Annotated in this window: 24 protein-coding genes; 11 read left to right on the top strand and 13 right to left on the bottom strand. The window is 64.1% G+C overall.

The genetic code is table 11. The features are described 5' to 3' along the window. Positions 1 to 87 precede the first annotated feature (87 nt). The 4 genes from AC5XE7_RS06420 (at position 88) to kynU (ending at position 4,334) form a co-directional block, all read left to right on the top strand. On the top strand, positions 88 to 1,074 hold the full coding sequence (locus AC5XE7_RS06420) for an ABC transporter substrate-binding protein (protein ID WP_183825139.1): 987 nt from the start codon (positions 88 to 90) through the stop codon (positions 1,072 to 1,074). 85 nt (positions 1,075 to 1,159) lie between these two features. After that, the gene (locus AC5XE7_RS06425; RefSeq protein ID WP_183825142.1) at positions 1,160 to 1,939 is read left to right on the top strand and encodes an ABC transporter ATP-binding protein; all 780 of its coding nucleotides are present in this window, start codon (positions 1,160 to 1,162) and stop codon (positions 1,937 to 1,939) included. A 4-nt stretch (positions 1,940 to 1,943) separates the two neighbouring features. After that, positions 1,944 to 2,867, top strand: coding sequence for an ABC transporter permease (locus tag AC5XE7_RS06430; protein WP_495365328.1), 924 nt, complete (start codon positions 1,944 to 1,946; stop codon positions 2,865 to 2,867). Between the two features lie 219 nt (positions 2,868 to 3,086). Then, the gene (kynU, locus tag AC5XE7_RS06435; RefSeq protein ID WP_495365329.1) at positions 3,087 to 4,334 is read left to right on the top strand and encodes a kynureninase; all 1,248 of its coding nucleotides are present in this window, start codon (positions 3,087 to 3,089) and stop codon (positions 4,332 to 4,334) included. Between the two features lie 79 nt (positions 4,335 to 4,413). Here the strand turns inward: kynU and AC5XE7_RS06440 are convergent, their stop codons facing one another. The 7 genes from AC5XE7_RS06440 to AC5XE7_RS06470 form a co-directional block, all read right to left on the bottom strand. Next, positions 4,414 to 5,100 carry an ABC transporter ATP-binding protein gene (locus AC5XE7_RS06440; protein ID WP_495365330.1) on the bottom strand — a complete coding sequence of 229 codons (687 nt, stop codon included), beginning with the start codon at positions 5,098 to 5,100 and terminating at the stop codon, positions 4,414 to 4,416. Further along, positions 5,097 to 5,846 (bottom strand): ABC transporter ATP-binding protein, encoded by a 750-nt coding sequence (locus AC5XE7_RS06445; RefSeq protein ID WP_495365331.1) that lies wholly within the window; start codon positions 5,844 to 5,846, stop codon positions 5,097 to 5,099. Before AC5XE7_RS06445 ends, AC5XE7_RS06440 begins: the two co-directional genes overlap by 4 nt. Further along, entirely contained in the window at positions 5,839 to 6,819 is a 981-nt protein-coding gene (locus AC5XE7_RS06450) for a branched-chain amino acid ABC transporter permease (RefSeq protein WP_495365332.1), read from the bottom strand. Before AC5XE7_RS06450 ends, AC5XE7_RS06445 begins: the two co-directional genes overlap by 8 nt. After that, positions 6,816 to 7,736 (bottom strand): branched-chain amino acid ABC transporter permease, encoded by a 921-nt coding sequence (locus AC5XE7_RS06455; protein WP_495365333.1) that lies wholly within the window; start codon positions 7,734 to 7,736, stop codon positions 6,816 to 6,818. The genes AC5XE7_RS06450 and AC5XE7_RS06455 overlap by 4 nt, the downstream gene beginning before the upstream one ends. Positions 7,737 to 7,901: 165 nt before the next feature. Further along, positions 7,902 to 9,038, bottom strand: coding sequence for an ABC transporter substrate-binding protein (locus tag AC5XE7_RS06460; RefSeq protein WP_495365334.1), 1,137 nt, complete (start codon positions 9,036 to 9,038; stop codon positions 7,902 to 7,904). Between the two features lie 39 nt (positions 9,039 to 9,077). Then, on the bottom strand, positions 9,078 to 9,917 hold the full coding sequence (gene kynA, locus AC5XE7_RS06465) for a tryptophan 2,3-dioxygenase (protein ID WP_495365335.1): 840 nt from the start codon (positions 9,915 to 9,917) through the stop codon (positions 9,078 to 9,080). Beyond that, positions 9,914 to 11,536: an AMP-binding protein gene (locus tag AC5XE7_RS06470; protein WP_495365336.1), complete on the bottom strand. Its 1,623-nt coding sequence runs from the start codon at positions 11,534 to 11,536 to the stop codon at positions 9,914 to 9,916. Before AC5XE7_RS06470 ends, kynA begins: the two co-directional genes overlap by 4 nt. Before the next feature lie 262 nt (positions 11,537 to 11,798). Between AC5XE7_RS06470 and AC5XE7_RS06475 the strand changes: the two genes are divergently transcribed. From AC5XE7_RS06475 to AC5XE7_RS06500, 6 genes are all read left to right on the top strand, one after another. Beyond that, a complete protein-coding gene (locus AC5XE7_RS06475; RefSeq protein WP_495365337.1) occupies positions 11,799 to 12,629 on the top strand; it encodes a hormone-sensitive lipase in 831 nt (276 codons plus the stop codon). 138 nt (positions 12,630 to 12,767) lie between these two features. After that, entirely contained in the window at positions 12,768 to 13,649 is an 882-nt protein-coding gene (locus AC5XE7_RS06480; protein ID WP_495365338.1) for an MBL fold metallo-hydrolase, read from the top strand. A gap of 7 nt (positions 13,650 to 13,656) precedes the next feature. After that, positions 13,657 to 13,974 carry an ArsR/SmtB family transcription factor gene (locus AC5XE7_RS06485; RefSeq protein WP_183825176.1) on the top strand — a complete coding sequence of 106 codons (318 nt, stop codon included), beginning with the start codon at positions 13,657 to 13,659 and terminating at the stop codon, positions 13,972 to 13,974. A 30-nt stretch (positions 13,975 to 14,004) separates the two neighbouring features. Beyond that, positions 14,005 to 14,229: a YgaP family membrane protein gene (locus AC5XE7_RS06490; protein WP_495365339.1), complete on the top strand. Its 225-nt coding sequence runs from the start codon at positions 14,005 to 14,007 to the stop codon at positions 14,227 to 14,229. Beyond that, positions 14,226 to 14,654 (top strand): YeeE/YedE family protein, encoded by a 429-nt coding sequence (locus AC5XE7_RS06495; RefSeq protein WP_495365340.1) that lies wholly within the window; start codon positions 14,226 to 14,228, stop codon positions 14,652 to 14,654. Before AC5XE7_RS06490 ends, AC5XE7_RS06495 begins: the two co-directional genes overlap by 4 nt. Beyond that, on the top strand, positions 14,654 to 15,064 hold the full coding sequence (locus tag AC5XE7_RS06500) for a DUF6691 family protein (RefSeq protein WP_495365341.1): 411 nt from the start codon (positions 14,654 to 14,656) through the stop codon (positions 15,062 to 15,064). Before AC5XE7_RS06495 ends, AC5XE7_RS06500 begins: the two co-directional genes overlap by 1 nt. Before the next feature lie 60 nt (positions 15,065 to 15,124). Here the strand turns inward: AC5XE7_RS06500 and AC5XE7_RS06505 are convergent, their stop codons facing one another. Beyond that, entirely contained in the window at positions 15,125 to 15,817 is a 693-nt protein-coding gene (locus tag AC5XE7_RS06505; RefSeq protein ID WP_280198672.1) for a DUF1013 domain-containing protein, read from the bottom strand. A gap of 234 nt (positions 15,818 to 16,051) precedes the next feature. Here AC5XE7_RS06505 and AC5XE7_RS06510 point away from each other — a divergent pair, with 234 nt between their 5' ends. Then, positions 16,052 to 18,253 (top strand): esterase-like activity of phytase family protein, encoded by a 2,202-nt coding sequence (locus AC5XE7_RS06510; protein WP_495365342.1) that lies wholly within the window; start codon positions 16,052 to 16,054, stop codon positions 18,251 to 18,253. Between the two features lie 19 nt (positions 18,254 to 18,272). Here the strand turns inward: AC5XE7_RS06510 and AC5XE7_RS06515 are convergent, their stop codons facing one another. The 5 genes from AC5XE7_RS06515 to AC5XE7_RS06535 all read right to left on the bottom strand — a co-directional run bounded on the left by AC5XE7_RS06515 (position 18,273) and on the right by AC5XE7_RS06535 (position 21,723). Beyond that, positions 18,273 to 18,704, bottom strand: a complete 432-nt coding sequence (locus tag AC5XE7_RS06515; protein ID WP_495365343.1) for a DUF1284 domain-containing protein — start codon at positions 18,702 to 18,704, stop codon at positions 18,273 to 18,275. Beyond that, positions 18,701 to 19,294 (bottom strand): biotin transporter BioY, encoded by a 594-nt coding sequence (locus tag AC5XE7_RS06520; RefSeq protein ID WP_495365344.1) that lies wholly within the window; start codon positions 19,292 to 19,294, stop codon positions 18,701 to 18,703. The genes AC5XE7_RS06515 and AC5XE7_RS06520 overlap by 4 nt, the downstream gene beginning before the upstream one ends. Positions 19,295 to 19,563: 269 nt before the next feature. Continuing rightward, positions 19,564 to 20,232, bottom strand: a complete 669-nt coding sequence (locus AC5XE7_RS06525) for a GntR family transcriptional regulator (RefSeq protein ID WP_495365530.1) — start codon at positions 20,230 to 20,232, stop codon at positions 19,564 to 19,566. A 203-nt stretch (positions 20,233 to 20,435) separates the two neighbouring features. Further along, positions 20,436 to 20,576: a DUF1127 domain-containing protein gene (locus AC5XE7_RS06530; protein WP_183825203.1), complete on the bottom strand. Its 141-nt coding sequence runs from the start codon at positions 20,574 to 20,576 to the stop codon at positions 20,436 to 20,438. 136 nt (positions 20,577 to 20,712) lie between these two features. Beyond that, positions 20,713 to 21,723, bottom strand: a complete 1,011-nt coding sequence (locus AC5XE7_RS06535; RefSeq protein ID WP_495365345.1) for an NAD(P)H-quinone oxidoreductase — start codon at positions 21,721 to 21,723, stop codon at positions 20,713 to 20,715. Between the last annotated feature and the right edge of the window lie 129 nt (positions 21,724 to 21,852).

Raw genomic sequence — 21,852 nt, forward strand, 5'->3', positions numbered from 1 at the left:
TACGTTTGACAAGACTTCCGAAGCCGGTATGATCACGCCCCAAGGCGAAAATGAAAACGCCGATGGTCGATGTCTCGGGAGGTTACAATGAACATGTCGAAATCCGGCTGGCTGTCCGGAATTGTTGTCGCCGGCGCCATGCTGGCAAGCGCCATGACGGCGGCGGCGGATCCTGTCCGCATCGGCATCGCCAATTTCGGTGAGCACTCGCAGCTCAACATTGCCATTGCAGGCTTCAAGCGCGCCATTTCCGACGCCGGCTACGAAGACGGCAAGGATGTCGTCTACACCGAAAGCCACACCAATTTCGACGCTTCGCTGGTGCCGCAGATGATCGCCAAGCTGCAGGCCGAGCAGCCGAAGCTGATCTACACCGTCACCACCCCGGTTTCGCAGATCGCCCAGAAGGCGCTCGCGGGCTCCGGCATTCCGATCGTCTTCACCGCCGTTACCGATCCGGTCGCCGCCAAGCTGGTGCCGTCCTGGGATGAAGGCGGCGAAGGCATCACCGGCTCTTCCGACCTTCAGGATCTGGCCGCCGTGATGAAGTTCACCAGGGAGCTGATGCCCAACGCCACGCGCTTCGGCATTCCCTACAATCCCGGCGAGGCCAATGACGTGGCGCTGGTCGACAGCGCCCGCGAACTGGCCAAGGATGCCGGTCTGGAGATCGTTGCCGTCGGCGTCGACAACGTCAACGACATCCAGCAGCGCGTTGCCTCCTTCGCCGGCAAGGCCGATGTGATCTACGTGCCGACCTCGAACCTGTTGCAGCCGGCTGTCGCCGCCGTGGCCGCCGCCGCCCGCCAGGCCGGCATCCCGATCGTCAACTCCGACGACGGCGCCGTGCGCGAGGGTGTGGTTCCGGCAAGCTTTGCCGTCAACTACGACAAGGTCGGCGAGAACGCTGGCAAGATCGCCGTGCGCATCCTCAAGGGCGAGGATCCGAAGTCCATCGCCCCCTCCAAGCCTGCTTACGAGGACCACGTCATGGTGATCTCGAAGAAGTCCGCCAAGGAGTTCGGCCTCGAAATCCCGGCCGCCCTCGATGATTGCGGATGCTTCGTCGACTGACGAATATCTCCATCGCCGGAAATGGCGGCGCTCTGAAAGCGCCGCCTTTTTCTTAAGTTCTTTTGGAAACGCGCAGGAGGTGCGGATGCTGGAAGTCCGGTCCGCGCGCAAGGTCTTCTATCGGGGTCAACCCGACGAGAAGGTCGCGCTCGACAATCTCAATCTGACGCTCGCCACCGGCGAATTCGGCGTCGTCATCGGCTCCAACGGCGCCGGCAAGAGCTCCATGCTCAATGCCATCTCGGGCTCGCTGGTGCTCGATTCCGGCAAGATCCTCATCAACGGCGCCGACGTCACCTCGATGCCGGTTCACAAGCGCGCCGCACGGCTGGCGCGCGTGTTTCAGGACCCGATGCGCGGCACCGCCGCCTCGATGACGGTGGCCGAAAACATGCTGCTGGCCGAACTGCGCGCCAAGAGCCGCACGTTCCGGCCCGGCCTGAATGCCGGCCGTCTGGCTGAGTATCGCGAGCGCCTTTCGGTGCTCGGCCTCGGCCTTGAAAACCGCCTCGACACCAAGGTCGAGCTGCTTTCCGGCGGCCAGCGCCAGTCGCTGTCGCTGATCATGGCAGTGAGCGACCGGCCGGATGTGCTGCTGCTCGACGAGCACACCGCGGCGCTCGACCCGCGCACCGCCGACATCGTCATGCAAGCCACCATCCGCACCGTTTCCTCGCTGAAGCTGACGACGCTGATGGTGACCCACAACATGCAGCACGCCGTCGACTTCGGCGACCGCGTCATCATGCTGGATGCCGGCAAGGTGAAGCTGGAAATCGCCGGCGAGGAAAAGAAGAACGTCACGGTGGTGGACCTGATCGGCCACTTCTCCGTCAAGACCGACCGCATGCTGCTGGCGAGCTGACATCATGGGCTTCATCGAAACCACCCTGTCGAGCTTCGTCTCGCTCATTCCCGTCACGCTGGCGCAGAGCCTGATCCTGAGCTTCGTCGTGCTCGGCATCATGATCCCGTTCCGCATGCTGAGCTTTCCCGACCTGACTAGCGAAGGCGCCTTCCCGCTGGGCGGCAGCGTCTGCGGCGTGCTGATGATCGCCGGCGCTTCGCCGGTCGTCGCCATTGCCGGCGCTCTGCTCGCCGGCTTCGTGGCCGGCTGCTGCACGGCCTTCATCCATCTGCGCTTCCGCATCCATACGCTGCTTGCCGGCATTCTGGTCATGACGATGCTCTACAGCGTCAATCTGCGCATCATGGGCCGCTCGAACCTGTCCGTGTTCGGCAACACCACCGTCTTCGACTGGGTGCCGGGCCTGCATGGCGGGTTCCCGGCCTCCAAGATCGTGGTCGCCGGCATCGTGGTTCTGGCGGTGTTTTGCCTGCTCTACTTTTACTTCAAGACCGAGAAGGGCACCGCCATGCGCGCGGTCGGCTCCAATCCGGATATGGCCGAAGCGCAGGGCATCAATGTCTGGGCGGCCACCATCGGCGGCATTGGCCTCGCCGGCGCCTTCTCCGCCACCGGCGGCGCGCTGATGGTGCAGAGCCAGGGCTTTGCCGACGTCAACATGGGCATCGGCGTGCTGATCAACGGTCTGGCCGCGCTGATGATCGGCGAGGCGATCACCGGCAAGCAGACCGTGCTGCGCCAGCTTCTGGCCCCGTTCGTCGGCGCCATCGTCTACTACCAGCTCGTGTCGCTGTGCCTTGCCGCCGGTATGCCGCCGCCCGACCTGAAGCTGGCCACCGGCCTCTTCGTGCTGATCATGCTGGCGCTGCCCAGCATCAAGCGCGGACGCGGCCCTGCCGCCGCCAAGGAAACGTTCCGCGAATAGGGAGTACGCTCCGCAAAAAGCTCCGGCGAAGCCTCAGCGCTTCGCCGGCAGCCCGTAACCCACAAGTAACCGGGCAATGCCTCTGCTCCCACGGCGTGGCCCACCTTAGCAATTCCGGCAAAAGTGCGAAGCGGCTTTGCGTTCGGAATTGCGCCAGAACAAGGGGCTGGAACTTTTCTCCGATGCGGAGAAAAGCAGAAAAAGCCCCCGGAGGTTTGCATGTCCGCTCTTCCCGATCTTTCCGCTATCGAGGCGTTTGATGCGGCCGATCCGCTGCGCGCATTCCGCGAGCGGTTCGTGCTGCCCGAAGGCGTGATCTATCTGGACGGCAATTCGCTGGGCGCCGCCTCGCATGCCGCACTTGCGGAGCTCGAAACGGCTGCCCGGCAGGAATGGAGCCAGGACCTGATCCGCTCATGGAACACGGCCGGCTGGTTCGACATGCCGGTGAAGCTCGGCGACCGCATCGGCCGGCTGGTGGGTGCCGCCGAGGGCCAGATCGTGGTCGGCGACACCACCTCGGTCAACATCTTCAAGGCCCTCCATGCCGCACTCGCCCTGCGTCCCGGCCGCAACACCATCGTCGCCGAAAGCGGCTCCTTCCCGACCGATCTCTATGTCGCCGAAGGCGTCGTCTCGACCCGTCCGGGCACGTCGCTGAAACTGGAAGGTGTCGATGCGCCGGCGATCGAGGATCTCATCGACGAGACCGTGGCCGTGGTGCTGATCAACCACGTCAACTTCAAGAGCGGCACCCTGCGCGACATGGCGGCGCTGACCAAGCGTATCCACGATGCCGGCGCGCTCGCCGTCTGGGACCTGTGCCACAGCGCCGGCGCCCTGCCGGTGGAGCTCGACGCCGCCGGGGCCGACTTCGCCGTTGGCTGCACCTACAAATATCTCAATGGCGGCCCCGGCGCCCCGGCCTTCGTCTACGCGGCCCGCCGGCATCACGACAACATCGTTCAGCCGCTTTCCGGCTGGTGGGGCCATGCCCGCCCCTTCGCCATGGAAACCGGATTTGCGGCGGCTGAAGGCATCCGCCGCTTCCAGTGTGGCACCCAGCCGATCCTGTCGATGCGGGCGCTGAAGGGCGCGCTCGACATCTGGGACGAGGTCGACATGCAGGCGCTGCGGGAGAAGAGCCTCGCCCTGACCGACCTGTTTATCCAACTGGTCGAGTCCCGCTGCGGCCGATATGGCGTTTCGCTGGAAACCACCTGCGCCCGCACCAGCCGCGGCAGTCAGGTGTCCTTCGCGCATGACCATGCCTATGAGGTGATGCAGGCGCTGATCGAGCGCGGCGTGATCGGCGATTTCCGCGCCCCGTCCACACTCCGCTTCGGCTTCACGCCGCTCTACACCAGCTATCGCGATGTCTGGGATGCGGTGGCCGTTCTGGAGGACATTCTGGCGAGCAGCGTGTGGAAAGAGCCACGCTTCGCCGTGCGCGCCGCGGTGACCTGACCTTTCTCAGTCATCCGGCCCATGAACCGGGAAGCCATCGCATGGCGACGGTTTCCCGGATGAGAACGAGGCTCAGGGCTCAAACGCCCAGATAGCGGTCCTGCAGGTCGGACGTCAGTGCCTGTGGCGTGCCGGCAAAGACGGTGACGCCCTTTTCCAGGACGAAGCAGCGGTCGGCGACCGGCAGCAGTTCCGACAGAGTCTTGTCGACCACGAGGATCGACTGACCGGTGGCCTTCAGCTTGCGGATCGCCGCCCAGATGTCCTGCCTGATCACCGGGGCCAGCCCCTCCGTCGCCTCATCGAGGATCAGCAGGCGCGGATTGGTCATCAGCGCCCGGCCGATGGCCAGCATCTGCTGCTCGCCGCCGGACAGGGTGTTGGCATACTGGCTGCGCCGTTCGCCAAGGCGCGGGAACAGATCCGTCACCCGCTCCAGCGTCCATTCGCTGCCGCGCGCCGCGACCAGCAGGTTTTCCTCGACAGTGAGGTTCGGGAAGCAGCGCCGCCCTTCCGGCACGAGGCCGAGCCCCAGCCGCGCGATGCGATGCGGACGCAGGCCCGCCAGTTCGCTGCCGGCGAAGCGGATCGAGCCCGCGCGCGGCCGTACAAGGCCGAGGATGGAATTGATGGTCGTGGTCTTGCCCATGCCGTTGCGGCCCATCAGCGCCACCACCTCGCCATCCTCGATGGCAAGATCGACGCCGAACAGCGCCTGCGAGGCACCATAGAAGCTTTCAACGCCATTGAGGACAAGCAGGCTCATGCCGCATCTCCGAGATAGGCGCGCCGCACCTCCGGGTCGGAGCGGATTTCGGCCACGGTGCCGGTGGCGATGATGCGGCCGTAGACCAGCACCGAGATGCGGTCGGCCAGCGCGAAGACGGCATCCATGTCGTGCTCGACCAGCAGGATCGGCGCTTCATGGCGCAGACCATCGAGGAAGCCGGTCAGCCGTTTCGAGCCTTCCGGCCCAAGCCCCGCCATCGGTTCATCGAACAGGAAGGCTTTCGGCCCCAGCGCCAGTGCAATGGCGATCTCGAGCTGGCGGCGCTCGCCATGCGACAGTTCCGCCGCCGGCACTTTTGCACGCGCCTCAAGCCCGACACGCTCCAGCATAGCCATGGCGGGCCCGGTCAGGCTGCCATCACTCGCCACAGGACGCAGGAAGCGGAAGCTGGACCCCTGCCTTGCCTGCACGGCCAGCATTACGTTGCGCAGAGCGGAAAATTCCGGCGCCAACGAGGAGATCTGGAAACTGCGCCCCAGCCCCTTGCGCACCCGCGCCGCCATATCAAGCCCGGCCATATCCTCGCCGAGGAAGCGGATGGTGCCGCTGTCGGGCCGGATCGACCCACAGATCTGGTGGATCAGCGTGCTCTTGCCGGCCCCGTTGGGACCGATCAGCGCATGGATTTCACCTTGCCGCAGGTCGAGGCTCACGCCGTCGGTGGCCTTGAGCGCGCCGAAGTTCTTCCGCAGATCGGAAAGCTGGAGGACGGGCTCAGCCATGGCGCGCCTTTCCGGCCAGAAGTCCCAGAAGTCCGCCGCGTGCGAACAGCACCACGCCAAGCAGGATCAGCCCGAGGAAGAACTGCCAGCGCTCAGTAATGCCGCCCAGCGCATATTCAAACAGGACATAGACCATGGCCCCGGCCAGCGGACCGAACAGCCGGCCCTTGCCGCCAAGAATGATGAGCACGATCAGTTCGCCCGACATGTGCCAGGACAGCATGGACGGGCTGACGAAGCGGTTGAGATCGGCAAACAGCGCACCGGCCAGACCCGTCACCATGGCCGAGACGGCGAAGGCGGCCAGCCGGATGCCAAAGGGCGCGATGCCGACGGCCGCAAGCCGCGTCGGGTTCTGCCGCGAGGCTTCCAGCGCCGTGCCGAAGCGCGAGCCCTTGATGAGCTGGAACAGCACGAGCCCCGCCATCAGAACGCCGAGGCAAAGCAGGAAGTAAGGCAGCGGCTGCGCCGTATTCAGACCCGGAAAGCTGTTGCGCACATAGATCGACAGCCCGTCCTCGCCGCCATAGCTCGGCCAGGAAACCGCGAAATAATAGATCATCTGCGCGAAGGCCAGCGTGATCATGATGAAATAGACGCCCGAGGTGCGCAGGCTGATCACCCCGATCGGCAGCGCCACAAGTCCGCACAGCGCCATGGCGCTCAGCCAGATCACCGGCATAGAAGTGGTCGCCGCAAAGCCGAACGGCAGCGGCTCGCCATTGAAGGCATGGGTTGCGAAAATGCCGGCGACATAGCCGCCAAGGCCGAAAAAGGCGGCGTGTCCGAACGACACCAGCCCGCCGAGGCCGAGCGCGATGTTCAGCCCCACCGCCGCCAGCGCCAGAATGGCGATGCGGGTGGCAAGCGTGACGTAGAATGGCTCGCCCGCCATCGTCGCCGCCACAGGAATGGCGACCAGCAGCACGAGCAGCAGCCCGCTGACCAGCGTTTCGCGCGACGCGGCCATCATGCCTGCCCCGCAAACAGGCCGCGGGGGCGCAATGCAAGGATCAGCGCCATGACGATGTAAATGAGCATCGAGGCAAGGGCCGCCCCCACCAGATTGGCCTGCGAGGCGGGCATGGTCAGCGCCAGCAGCTTGGGTAGAAGGAAACGGCCCATCGTGTCGACCACGCCGACCAGAATGGCCCCGACCAGCGCGCCCTTGATGGAGCCGATGCCGCCGATGACGATGACCACGAAGGCAAGGATCAGCGCCGGCTCGCCCATGCCCACCTGCACCGACTGCAGCGCGCCAACCAGCGCACCGGCAAGGCCGGCAAGGGCCGCACCCAGCGCGAACACCACCGTGTAGAGGGTGCGGATATCGACGCCGAGTGCGGCGATCATCTCGCGGTCGCTTTCGCCGGCGCGGATGCGCATGCCGAGCCTTGTGCGCGAAATCAGCAGGTAGAGACCCACCGCCACGACGATGCCGACGCCGATGATCGCCAGCCGGTAGAGCTGGTACTGCCCGCCGCCCGGCAGCGGCACGGCGCCCTGCAGCAGCGGCGGAATGTCGAGATAGAGCGGGAAGGAGCCGAACAGCCAGCGCGTGCCTTCCGACAGGATGAGGATCAGCGCGAAGGTCGCCAGAACCTGATCGAGATGGTCACGCTCATAAAGCCGGCGGATGATGGCCACTTCCATCAGTGCCCCGGCGGCGGCGGCGGCGGCAAGGCTCGCCGCCAGCCCCAGCCAGAACGAGCCGGTCGCCGCGGCGACGGACGCACAGGCAAAAGCCCCGATCATGTAGAGCGAGCCATGGGCGAGATTGATCAGCCCCATGACGCCGAAGATCAGCGTCAGCCCGGCCGCGATCAGGAACAGCATGACGCCGAGCTGCAATCCGTTCAGCAGTTGTTCGATGATGAGGGCGATGGACAAAAGCGAAAGCTTCCGGCTGGATTTTCAGATGGATCCACCTGTTGAGGGGTTCAGATCCCCTTTCAGTTTCCCGCCTCACAGGAAGGCGGAAAACCGGCAGCGGAATAAACCCGTTCAGGCAGCGGAAACAAGAAGAGGCTTCATTCTCCCGCAGGAGAGAAAAGGCTACATCTTGCACTGCTCGACATAGGCGTCGCCATGCTTCTCGAAGGCGGTGGCGATGATCTTGTTGGTCAGCACGTCCCCTTCCTTCACCACCTCGCGCACATAGATGTTCTGGATCGGGTGCTGGTTGGTGTTGAAGGTGAACTCGCCGCGCACAGACTTGAAGTCCGCGGCCTTCAGCGCCGCGCGGAAGGCGTCCTTGTCCTTGACGTCGGCCTTGGCGAGCGCCGACAGGATGAGGTTCGCCGTATCCCAGCTCTGCGCCGCATAGATGGACGGCAGCCGGCCATATTCGGCCTGGAAGGCTTCGACGAATTCCTTGTTGGCCTCGTTGTCGAGGTCCTTCGACCAGCTCGCCGAGTTCTTCACGCCGAGTGCTGCATCACCCACGGCCGGCAGCACGTCCTGAGAGAAGGAGAAGCTCGGGCCCAGAACCGGCAGGCCAACGCCCGACTGCGCATATTGCTTCATGAAGGCGATGCCCATGCCGCCGGGCAGGAAGAAGAACACCGAATCCGCGCCCGCAGCGCGGATCTGCGCGATCTCGGCCGCATAGTCGGTCTGACCCACCTGCGTGTAAAGCTCGCCGGCCAGTTCGCCCTTGTAGTAGCGCTTGAAGCCGGTCAGCGAATCCTTGCCGGCCGGATAGTTGGGCGCGAGGATGAAGGTCTTCTTGTAGTCCTGATTGGCGTACTGGCCCATCGCCTCGTGGAAATTGTCGTTCTGATAGGCGACGTTGAAATAATTCTTGTTGCAGTTGGCGCCGGCGAGCGCCGAGGGACCGGCGTTGGGCGAGAGATAGATCACGTCCTGCGCCACCGTGTTCGGCACCACCGCCATGGCGAGGTTCGACCAGATGATGCCGGTCATCAGATCGACCTTGTCGCTCTGGATCATCTTTTCAGCGATCTGCACGGCCAGTTCCGGCTTCTGCGCATCGTCCTCGATGACCAGCTCGACATCCGTGTTGCCGGACTTCTTGAACGCCAGAACGAGCGCATCGCGCGTGTCGACGCCAAGTCCGGCGCCGCCACCCGAAAGCGTGGTGATGACGCCGATCTTGACCGGATCAGCCAGTGCTGCGCCGGCCGCCGTCATTGAAAGTGCGAGCAGGCTCGCCGTCAGAATTCTTTTCATCTCATTCTCCTCCCAGAGTTCCCCGTCCGCAGACGTTTTCTACAGCCGTGTCCGAACTTTCCAGAGTTCCGGAAACAGTTCAACCTCCAGCATCCGTTTCAGGTAGGAAACGCCGCCGGTGCCGCCCGTGCCGCGCTTCAGACCGATCACCCGCTCCACCGTGGTGACGTGGTTGAAGCGCCAGCGGCGGAAATAATCCTCGAAATCGACCAGCTTCTCGGCCAGCTCGTAAAGCTCCCAGTAGCGGTTCGGCTCGTGATAGACCGCCCGCCACGCCTCCAGAACGGCTTCGCTTTCGGTGCGCGTTTCGCGCCAGTCCGTGCGCCGGCCGTCCGCGCCGATGTCGAAGCCGCTGCGCCCAAGCAGCAGGATCGCCTCGTCATAGAGCGAGGGCTGGCCAAGAATTTCCTCAAGCTTCGCCACCACATCGGGGCGATGGTTGTGCGGCCCCAGCATGGCGAGGTTGCGGTTGCCAGCGAGGAACTCGATCGCCCGATACTGCCACGACTGGAAGCCAGAAGACTGGCCGAGCGAATCGCGGAACTCGGTATATTCGCTGGGCGTCATGGTGCGCAGCACGTCCCAGGCGCTGTTGAGCTGCTCGAAGATACGCGCCACGCGCGTCAGCATCTTGAAGCAGGGCCGCACCTCGCCGCGCCGCACGCAGGCGATGGCCGAACGCAGCTCGTGCAGCGCCAGCTTCATCCACAATTCGGAGGTCTGATGCTGGATGATGAACAGCATCTCGTCATGCGCGGCCGAAAGCGGCTCCTGCGCGTCGAGCACCTTGTCCAGCCGCAGATAGTCGCCATAGGACATGCGCCCCCGAAAGGACATCTGCGCACCCTCGGCGGACGGATCGTAGGGCTTGTCGCTCATTGGCGCTCCACTCTGAGCCTGAAGCGCTGAATCTTCCCCGTCTGCGTCTTGGGCAGGGCATCGAGAAAGCGGATCGAGCGCGGATATTTGTAGGGAGCGATAGTCGCCTTGACGTGATCCTGCAAGCGCCTGACCATCTCCGCATCGCCCGCCATGCCGCGCGCCAGCACCACATAGGCCTCCACGATCTGTCCCCGGTCCGTGTCGGGCGCGCCGATCACCGCGCATTCGGCCACATCGTCATGGGCCAGCAGCGCGGCTTCCACTTCCGGCCCGGCAATGTTGTAACCGGCCGAGACGATCATGTCGTCGGACCGGGCGGCGAAATGAAAGAAGCCGTCCTCGTCCTGCACGAAAGTGTCGCCGGTGAGGTTCCAGCCATTGCGGACATAGGCGCGCTGGCGCTCGTCCGCCATGTAGCGGCAGCCGGTCGGGCCGCGCACGGCGAGCCGGCCCACCGTGCCGCGCGGCACTTCGTTCATGTCGTCGTCGACGATCCTCGCCTCATAGCCGCCGACGGGCCTACCGGTTGAAGCGGCGCGCATGTCGCTGAAGCGGTTGGTTATAAAGATGTGCAGCATCTCGGTCGCGCCGATGCCGTCGAGAATGGGCTTGCCGGTCTTGTGCACCCATTCCTCGAAGACGGGCCCCGGCAGCGTCTCGCCGGCCGACACCGCGACGCGCAGCGACGACAGGTCGGCGCCCTCGTCCATCGCCTTCATCATCGCCCGGTAGGCGGTGGGCGCGGTGAAGGAAATGGTCGCCTTGTAGCTTTCGATGATCTCGATCATGTTTGGCGGCGAGGCGTTTTCAAGCAGGGTGGCCGTCGCCCCAAAGCGCAGCGGAAACACCGCCAGCCCGCCAAGCCCGAAGGTGAAGGCCAATGGCGGGGAGCCGACGAACACATCGTCCGGCGTCACGCCCAGAACCTCCTTCGCATAGCCGTCGGCGATGATCAGAAGGTCGCGGTGGAAATGCATGGTCGCCTTGGGCACGCCCGTGGTGCCCGAGGTGAAGCCGAGCAGGGCGACGTCGTCGCGGCCGGTCGTCACCGCCTCGAACCGCACGGATTTGCCGAGCGCGATGCGGTCCAGCTCCGCGTCATGGTTGGCGGTGCCGTCGAAGCCGACCACCTTCTTCAGGAAATGGCTGTCCTTGGCGCAGGCCACCATCTCGTCCATCAGCCGCGTGTCGCACAGCGCCAGCGAGATTTCCGCCTTGTCGACGATCTGCGCCAGTTCCCCTGCCCGCAGCATCGGCATGGTGTTGACCACCACCGCGCCCGCCTTGGTCGCAGCCAGCCAGCAGGCCACCATGGCCGGATTGTTGGCGGAGCGGATCAGCACCCGGTTGCCGGGCTGCAGGCCGTAGTCCTCCACCAGCGCATGGGCGAGGCGGTTGGTCCAGTCCGACAGTTCCTTGTAGGTGCGTCGCCGCCCGTTGCCGATCAGCGCCGTATGGTCGCCAAGACCCTGCTCGACCAGCCGGTCGGTGAGTTCGTGGCCCGCATTGATGAATTCGGGATAGTCGAACCCGTCGAGCAGGAAATCCGGCCACTCTTCCTGCGGGGGAAGATTGTCACGGGTGAAGGTGTCGATATGTGCCGTAGGCCCAAGCATGCGCGTGATGTCCTCCCTGCGACGACTGCCGGGGCCCGCTCAGCATGGAGCGCCGGATCGTTGCCGGCCGGTTCCTCCCCCGGCCCGGCATCCGCGCTTCCCGGAAGGGGCACGCCGGCATCGTCGACAGAAGAAAAAATGACACCGGCCGAAAATTATTTCAAGCCTAAAGTTTCTTCGCTACGATGATTGCGACGGGAATTGACTTCACCGCCCCGCGCAGGGCTTTCTGCACCGATACCGAAAGACCGGAGAACCGACCATGCTGAGCCGCCATATCGAGGACTGGAGCGACGCCTACACCAATGGCGCGCATATACCCGGCGGCGACCGCTGGCCGGCGGCGTGGGTGGAGCCGGCACAGAGCTTCCGCGAGCGACTGGCGGCGCAGGGACGCGCAAAATTGGACCTCGCTTATGGCGATGCCGGCCGCAACCGGCTCGACCTGTTCCTGCCCGAAGTCAGCCCGCGCGGACTGGTGGTCTTCGTGCATGGCGGCTACTGGATGGGGCTCGACAAGAGTTACTGGTCGCATCTGGCGGCCGGGCCGCTTGCTCATGGCTACGCGGTCGCCATGCCCTCCTACACGCTGTGCCCGGACATCCGCATTGCCGGCATCACCCGCGAGATCGCATCCGCTATCGCCTTCGCCGCCGGCGAGATCGAAGGCCCGCTGATGCTCACCGGCCATTCCGCCGGCGGCCATCTCGTTTCGCGCATGGCAAGCACCAGTGCGCCGCTGCCCGACGCGGTACAGGCCCGCATCCGCCATGTCGTGTCGATCTCCGGCGTACACGACCTGCGACCGCTGATGCGCACCGGCATGAACGCAACCCTGCACATCGACGAGGCCGAGGCGCTGGTCGAGAGCCCGGCCCTGCTGCAGCCGCGCGAAGGCATCCGCCTCACCTGCTGGGTCGGCGGCGCGGAGCGGGCGGAATTCCTGCGCCAGAACGCGCTGCTGGCGAACATCTGGACCGGGCTTGGTGCGCGCACCGCCGCTGTCGCCGAACCCGACCGGCATCACTTCAACGTCATCGACGGCCTCGCCGACCCCGATCATCCCCTGACCAGAACCCTGCTCGGCAACTGAAACGCCGCCATATTTTTACGGCCGCCGCCTCTGGCCTTTATTTCTTCAAAATAACGATTGCGTTTTTTTGCAATCATATTTATGCAAATATCAAGATGTGATCGGATGAACCATCCGGCAAGCCAGAGGAAACATCGCATGAGCCAGAAACCGGATGTCACCGCATTCTTCGATCCGCGCACATGGTCGGTGCAATATGTCGTGGCCGACCTGGCCACCGGCAAATGCGCCATCATCGACCCGGTCTATGACTACGATGAAAAGTCCGGGCAGACCGCCTCCACCAATGCCGACCGCATTCTCGATTTCGTGCAGGAAAAGGGCCTCACGGTCGAATGGATTCTCGACACACACCCTCACGCCGACCATTTCTCCGCCGCGCACTATCTGAAGCAGAAGACCGGCGCCCCGACGGCTATCGGCGAAAAGGTGGTCGACGTCCAGAAGCTCTGGAAGGGTTTCTACAACTGGTCCGATTTTCCGGCCGACGGCTCGCAGTGGGACCGGCTGTTTGCCGAACGCGACACCTTCATGGTCGGCTCGATCCCCGCACGCGTGATGTTCTCGCCCGGCCATACGCTCGCCTCCATCACCTATGTCATCGGTGATGCGGCCTTCGTGCATGACACGCTGTTCATGCCCGACAGCGGCACGGCCCGCGCCGATTTCCCCGGAGGCAGCGCTGCGGCCCTGTGGGCGTCGATCCAGGCGATCCTCGCTTTGCCAGACGACACCCGCATCTTCACCGGCCACGATTACCAGCCGGGCGGGCGTGAACCGCTGTGGGAATCGACGGTGGCCGAGCAGAAGGCGAAAAACAGCCACATGTCGAAATATCTGACAGAGGCCGATTATGTCGCTGCCCGCGAGGCGCGCGACGCCACCCTGCCGATGCCGAAGCTGATCCTGCATGCCCTGCAGGTGAACACCAATGGCGGCCGGCTTCCCGAGCCGGAGGCCAACGGCACCCGCTACCTGAAGATCCCGCTCGACCTGCTCAAGGGCGCACCATGGGGGTGAACCGGACATGACCACATCGGAAAAGCTGTCCTGCGAGGCCGCCAATCTTCGCGCCAATGTCGACGAGGCGTCCGCCTTCCTGAAGAAGGTGTCCAACCCGGATCGCCTGATGGTGTGCTGCGCGCTGGTCGATGGCGAGCATTCGGTTCGCGAGCTGGAAGATTTGCTCGGCATCCGTCAGCCGGGCCTGTCGCAGCAGCTCGCCGAATTGCGCGAAGCCGGTCTCGTGGCCAGCCGCAAGGAGGGCAAGCAGGTTTTCTACCGGCTTGCAGACCCCCGCATTGCGACCTTCATCCACACCATGCATGCCCTGTTCTGCAAATAGGGCAGTGACCGCTTCACAGGAGAAAACTCCATGACCGCCAATATCGGAACCCCGGAGCGCATCGTCAGGATCGTCGCCGGTGTGCTGCTCGTTGCCCTGCCCTTCATGTCCGGCTGGGCCTTCTTTGAAAGCACACTGTGGACGTGGCTGTCGGTCATCGTCGGCCTTGTCCTCGTCGTCACCGGCCTCCTGCGCTTCTGTCCCGCCTACTGCATGCTGGGCTGCTCCACCAACGGAAAGGCCTGCAAGCGATGACCGAGTTTACGCCCATCACATCCCTTGCCGGAGGCGCGCTGATCGGTCTGGCCGCCGTGCTGCTCATGGCGCTGCATGGCCGGATCGCCGGAATATCGGGCATCGTCGGCGGCATTCTGCCGCCAGTGGCCACCGACTGGGGCTGGCGCGCTGCCTTCCTTGCCGGTGCGATTGCAGCACCTGCACTCATCATCGCGCTGACCGGATATGACATTGCCTTTGCCAGCACCACGCCGACACTTTGGCTGATCGTCAGCGGCCTGATCGTCGGTGTCGGCGTCACCCTCGGTTCCGGCTGCACCTCGGGTCACGGTGTATGCGGCATGGCGCGCCTGTCCGTGCGCTCCATCGCCGCCACGCTGACCTTCATGGCGACGACAGGCATCACCGTCTATATCGTGCGTCACATCGTGGGAGGGCTGTGATGTCGCGCATGATCACCGCCCTGCTGATCGGCCTCGTCTTCGGAACCGGCATCGCGCTTTCCGGCATGATCAATCCGGCCAAGGTGCTGAATTTCTTCGATGTCGCGGGAACGTGGGACCCCTCGCTCGCCTTCGTCATGGGCGGCGCGCTGATCGTCACGGCAATCGGCTACCGGCTGGTGCTGAAAAACCCGGCGCCGCTTTGCGACACCAGCTTCCACCTGCCGGCCCGCAAAGACATTGACCTGCCGCTTCTGGCAGGCGCCGGCCTGTTCGGCGTCGGCTGGGGCATCGCCGGTTTCTGCCCCGGCGGCTCGATCCCTGCGCTCGGACTGGGCGAACCCACCGCACTGATCTTCGTCGCCTCGATGGTCTGCGGCATTGCCGTCACCCGGCTGATCCGCCGCTGAAACCGCAATAAAAAAGCGCGGGGCGGGCCCGCGCTTTTTGAATATATATGGAGGCGAGGCTTATTCCTCGTCGTCCTCTTCCGGCTCCGCGCCCTTCAGCGCCGAGAGCTTGGCGAACACGGCATCCGCGTCCAGCTCCGCATCTTCGTCGCGCGGTGCATCGGCCTGCGGGTCGAGGCGTTCGGTGAGCGAAGCCGGCAGCAGCGTATCACCGGTGGGCTGAACCTCGCGGTTACGGGAAGCGCGCTGCACCTCGATGTCGAGGTCGATCTGCGAGGTCAGCCCCAGCGTCACCGGATCCATCGGCACCAGATTGGCCGCATTCCAGTGGCTGCGGTTGCGGATCTGCTCGATGGTCGACTTGGTGGTGCCGACCAGACGCGAAATCTGCGCGTCCTTCAGCTCGGGATGGTTGCGCACCAGCCACAGGATCGCATTGGGACGATCCTGACGCTTGGACAGCGGCGTATAGCGCGGGCCCTTGCGCTTGGTCTCGGGCACCCGCACCTTCGGCTCGGAAAGCTTCAGGCGATGGTTCTGGTCCTGCTCGCCGCGCGCGATCTCCTCGCGGCTGAGCTGGCCGGTGATCACCGGATCCATGCCCTTGATGCCCTGCGCCGATTCGCCATCGGCGATCGCCTTCACTTCGAGCGGATGCAGGCCGCAGAACTGGGCGATCTGGTCGAAGGAAAGCGCGGTGTTGTCGACCAGCCAGACGGCGGTCGCCTTCGGCATGAGAAGCGTATTTGCCATCGAATAAAATCCTCTCGTTCGCCCGCGTCCCGTTACGCGGGCGGTGGTTTTACAAGCCACCGAAAAAGGGAAAATCCGCTTTCCTATAACCGCGTTCGAGCCCGAGAGCAAGAAAATCCGGGCCTAAAGAAGCACGCTCCGGAACGTCATGCTTGTGTCGCGAAACCGTCATCGGGCTGAAATACCGATGGCACAAAGGGAATGCGCATTCTTCTCATGAGGGAAAGAGATCCCATGCGCACCCGTTCGTCACTTGTCGCGGCCATGGCCGCACTTGCCGCATCCGTTTCCCTGCCGGCTCACGCCGATCAGGTCTTCAACCGCATCGCCACGTTCCCGGTCGCCTCCAACCTGCCCGAAGGCACCGATCCGGCAACCGCGACATCCTCCGAGATCATCACCGCCACCGAAGACGGCAACACGCTCGTCTATTCCGACAGCCCGCTGGGCGCCGTCGGCTTCATCGACATCACTAACCCGAAAGCGCCGAAGGCCGGCGGCATCGTCAGGATCGACGGTGAGCCCACCTCCGTCGCCGTCATCGGCAACAGGGTTCTGGCCGGCGTCAACACATCGAAGAGCTACACCGAGCCCTCCGGAAACCTGACGGTCATCGACATCGCCTCGAAGAAGATCGAAGCATCCTGCGATCTCGGCGGCCAGCCGGATTCGGTGGCGGTGAGCAAGGACGGCCGCTTCCTCGCCGTCGCCATCGAGAACGAGCGCGACGAGGACCTCAATGAGGGCGAACTTCCGCAGCTTCCCGCCGGCAACCTCAAGATCGTCTCGCTGAAGGACGGCGCGCCCGACTGCGCCACCATCCGCACCGTCGACCTGAACGGGCTTGCCGAAATCGCGCCGGAAGATGCCGAACCTGAATTCGTCGACTTCAACGAGGCCGGCGAGATCGCCGTGACCCTGCAGGAGAACAACCACATCGCCATCGTGAAAGCCGAAACCGGCGAGATCGTCTCGCATTTCTCGGCCGGATCGGTGTCGCTGGAAAACGTCGACACCAAAAAGGACGGCAAGCTCTCCTTCACCGGCAAGATCGAGAACGCCCCGCGCGAGCCGGATGCCGTGCAGTGGCTCGACAACGACCGCCTCGTCATCGCCAATGAAGGCGACTACAAGGGCGGCTCGCGCGGCTTCACCATCTTCTCCAAGACGGGCGAACTGCTCTACGAATCCGGGGCCAGCTTCGAGTACATCGCAGCGCAGCTCGGCCATTATCCAGAGCACCGCAACAAGAAGGGCATCGAGCCCGAAGGCATGGAAGCCGGCGCCTATGGCGATCAGAAGCTGATCTTCGTCGGCGCCGAGCGCGCCTCGCTGGTCGGCGTCTATGAGGACACCGGCGCGGAGCCGAAATTCCTTCAGGCGCTGCCCTCCGGCATCGGCCCGGAAGGCCTGCTGGCCATTCCCGCCCGCAACCTCTTCGTCACCGCCAACGAAACCGATCTGGTCGAAGATGGCGGCGCCCGCTCGCATGTCATGATCTTCGAGCGCGCCGAAGGCCAGCCGGTCTACCCGATGATCCAGTCAGACACCGACGCCAACGGCCTGCCGATCGGCTGGGGTGCGCTGTCGGGCCTCGCCGCCGATCCCGAGGCGCCCGGCAAGCTCTATGCCGTCTCGGATTCGGTCTATGGCGCGGAGCCGGCGATCTTCACCATCGATGCCTCCCAGTCCCCGGCCCGCATCACAAGCAAGACCGTGATCACGCGCGGCGGCAACCCCGCCCAGAAGCTCGACCTCGAAGGCATTGCTTCGGACGGCGAAGGCGGCTTCTGGCTGGCCAATGAAGGCGCCGTCGCCAAGCTCGTTCCGCATGCCATCTTCCGCGTCGACGCCAAGGGCGAAATCAAACAGGAAATCGCCCTGCCAGCCGAGCTGGTCGCGCACCAGACCCGCTACGGTCTCGAAGGCATCACCACCATTGGCGAAGGCGATGAGCTGACGCTGATCGCCGCCGTGCAGCGCGAATGGGGTGACGATCCGAAAGGTGAAGCGAAACTGCTCGCCTACAAGCCGAAGGCAAAGGAATGGTCGGCCGTGCGCTATCCGCTGGAGAAGGCCGAAAGCGGCTGGATCGGCCTGTCGGAAATCACCGCCCATGACGGCAAGCTCTACATCGTCGAGCGCGACAATCTGATCGGCGATGCAGCCAGGGTGAAGCGCATCTACAGCGTGGCGCTCGACGGCTTTAAGCCAGCGGAACTGGGTGGCGACCTGCCGCTGGTGGAAAAGACGCTGGTGCGCGACCTGGTGCCTGACCTCAAGGCCGCCACCAACGGCTATGTGCTCGACAAGGTGGAAGGCTTCACCGTCGACAAGAGCGGCGAAGCCTTCGTCGTCACCGACAATGACGGCGTCGCCGATTCGTCCGGCGAAACTCTGTTCCTGCGGCTCGGCAACGTCGCCGCACTGAACTGACTTCCAGAAAGGCGGGCCGTCAGCAGGGCGGCCCGCCAACCTTCACGCCGGCATAGGCATCGCCAACGATGTCCGTGCACAATTCCGCCCATTCGCACCCCGCACAGGCGGTGCGCGTCAGCCCGGCGGCAAAACCCGACCGCAGCTTTTCCAGCAAGATCGCGTCAAGTGCGATCCGTTCGCCGGCACTGATGCGCCGGCCAAGCAGATCACCGACATCGCGGGCCGCCTGCGCATCCCGTTCCAGAACGCTTGCGTTGAAGCAATGCGCTTCCGGCTCCGACAGCAGAGGGGCACAGACATCGTCCGGCCCCTCCACGATCACGATGTCTTCGCCACGGCTCAGCCGCCCGGCGATCAGGTCATAATTGGCTGTGAAGGCAGGCGTGTACCCCTTGCCGACATAGGTGAGCATGCACAGAAGGTGATGCGCCCTCAGCCTGATGGTCACGAAGCCTGCTGCTCCCTCTTTGCGCGGGGGAACAGCCGCAGCGTGGCGGCAGCGAGCGCCGACTTCAGCACGCCGCCGACGATGAAGGGCGTGACGCCAAGCGCCACCGCCTTTTCAAACCCAACGAGGCCGGCCAGCCACAGCGCGCCGATGACAAGGCACAGACCGTTGCCGATCAGCATGGCCGCGAAAGCCATGAACACGCGATCCCCGTTCCAGCCGCGCTCGACCAGCCAGCCGACAAGGGCGGCGATGATCGGGAACGACACCAGATAGCCGGCTGTCGGACCGACGAAAGGCGCCAGGCCGCCCGAGCCTCCGGCCAGCACCGGCATGCCGATGGCCGCTTCGCCAAGCCATGCCAGAATGGTGAGCGCGCCAAGCCGCCAGCCATAGAGTGCGCCGACCAGCGTGACCGCGAAGGTCTGCATGGTGATCGGCACCGGAATCATCGGCACTTCGATTCGCGACGACAGCGCAAGCAACAGCGTACCGATGGCAATAGCGGCCACCTGCCACAGCAGGGGTCGCTCCTGCAGGCGAAGCGGGCTGAGGGAGGGCGTTACGGCGGGGATTTCTGACTGCGACACTGGCATCCTCCAAATTATAGATAATTTTTGATTCTGATCTATTATCGAATCCATATTTTCAGGCAGGAGGCAAGCGCCTTTTGATCTGGCCAGACAAAAACCGGCTATCCGGCGCTGGAAAAACCCACGCAGAATCTGAAATTTCATTTTGATTTCAATGACCGGTTCAGGGACATCGCCCGCCATGCGCGCACAATGCATCAAAGCGCGGGATCGAAACGGCACCCGCGACACGGGCCGCCGATTCGCCCATTCCCTCGGCTGCAACGTCAGCCGACGATTGTGAAAGCCTCGCGGGTGGCACCGGACTGCATGCGCACCGGGCGCTGGCCGATCCACTGGACATGCCGGGCAAGAATGGAGGCCGCCGTATCCACCTGCCCCTGCCGCAGGGCGCTGAGGATTGCCCGATGATCGTGATCGGTGCGGGTTTCCCACTCCGAACGCCATGCAGCAAACAGGAAGCGGGCGCTGGCGGCATGAAGATCGTCTATGGCAGCCAGCAGGCGGGGCATGCCGCAGGGCGTCAGGATCAGGCGGTGGAAGGTGCGGTTGGCCTCTTCCCATGAGCGCACATCGCGCGAGCGGTCGCCGGCGTGCGTCGCCTCCTCGGCCTTGTCGAGGATCGCGGCCGTCAGATGCGGTGCCGCATGCCTCAGCGCAAGAACCTCAAGGGCGGCACGCATCTCCGCCACCTCTTTCACCTCATCGAGGTCGAAAGCAGCGACCCGCACGCCCCGGCGCGCCTCGCTCACGGCAAGGCCCTGCGCCTCCAGCCGCCGGAACGCCTCGCGCACCGGCACATGGCTGGCACCGAATTCCTCGGCCACATGATCCTGACGCAAACGCGCACCCGGCTCGATCGCACCCGAAATGATGCGCTCGGCCAGAGCCTTTGCGATTCGCACCGCGATTGTGTCGTCCTTGCCCGGTTCCATGGAGGACAGATAAGGGGGAGATACTGCCAATGTCGAGAAGGCCACAGGCCGACAGGCTCGAAATGATCTTATTATGTGCAGTGCAACATAATGCACATCCGGCAGGCACAAAAACAAAACCCGCCGGACAAGGTCCAGCGGGCTCGGAGCCGGAGGCACTTTCTCAAGTGCCAGACATCAGCTCTGCTTGGGCGCTCTCAGACTTAGAGAGCTGCGCGGGCAACCGAAGGAATGTCGGCGCGGTTGATGCCGAGATCCTTGAGCTCGCGGGTGTTCAGGCGGTTCAGCGCACGAACGGTTTCGTTGTAACGGCGCCAGTTCTTGTAAGATTGGATCAGGTTCATGTTTGCCTCCTAAGGGTGTATGAATTCGATGCCCTCTAGATAGGCTGTCCTGCCCAATTATTGAACAGACGCTTTTGCATAGCGGCAATGCGTTTGTGCATTGCAGCATAAATGAAAGGTTAAGCGAACCTTTCACTCATGCGACGTCGAGAACGATCTTGCCGATCGCCTCGCCGCTTTCCAGCCGCTCATGCGCGCGCCAGGCCTCCCGAAGCGGGAAGATCATGTCCATCACCGGCGCGACACGGCGACTGGCAAGAAGCGGCCAGACCTCCGCCTCCAGCGCCTGCGCGATCCTGCCCTTGAACGCGTCGCTGCGCGGCCTGAGCGTGGAGCCGGTATGAACCAGCCGCTTGGCCATCAGCCGGGCGAAATTGGCCGTCGCAGTCATGCCGCCCTGCACGGCGATCTGCACGATGCGGCCATCCTCGGCTGCTGCCATGTAGTTGCGGTCGACATAGTCGCCTCCCACCATGTCCAGAATGACGTTGACGCCCTTGCCGTCCGTTACTTCCCTGACGGCCTTGACGAAATCCTCTTCGCGATAGTTTACCGCGCGCACGGCGCCAAGCTTCACACAGCTCTCGCATTTTTCTGCCGAACCGGCGGTGACGATCACCTGCGATCCCCGTGCGGTGGCAAGCTGGATAGCCGTCGTGCCGATGCCGGAGGTGCCGCCATGCACCAGCAGTGTCTCGCCGGACTGAAGGCCGCCACGCTCGAACACATTATGCCAGACCGTGAAATAGGTCTCCGGCACGGCGGCAGCCTCGGTGAAGGTAAAGCCGTAGGGCACCGGCAAGGCATGGCTGGCGTGGACTTTCACATATTCGGCATAACCGCCGCCCGGCGTCAGCGCGCACACCTGATCACCAACACGCCAGCGCGCGGCACCTTCTCCAAGTGCCGCCACCTCGCCGGCCACCTCCAGCCCCGGCAGGTCGGAAGCGCCCGGAGGCGGCGGATAGGAACCGCTGCGCTGGGCGATGTCGGGCCGGTTGACGCCAGCGGCACGCACGCGGATCAGGATTTCACCCGGCCCCGGCTGCGGCAAAGCACGCCGCTCCGGCTTGAGCACGGCCGGCCCGCCCGGTTCCGAAATGGCGACTGCCGTCATGGTTTCCGGCAAATTTTCGGTCCTCGTCATGCGACGTCTTCCTTTCCCGTCTCTGACAGCCCTGTTTGCACAGGACACCTGCCCTATCTATGCTTCTATCTATTCGGATTGACGGCGCAGGCAAACTGTCGATGCCGTACACAAAAGGATTTCCGGGGA

The sequence above is a fragment of the Aquamicrobium sp. YD-1-mutant5 genome (assembly GCF_059509755.1).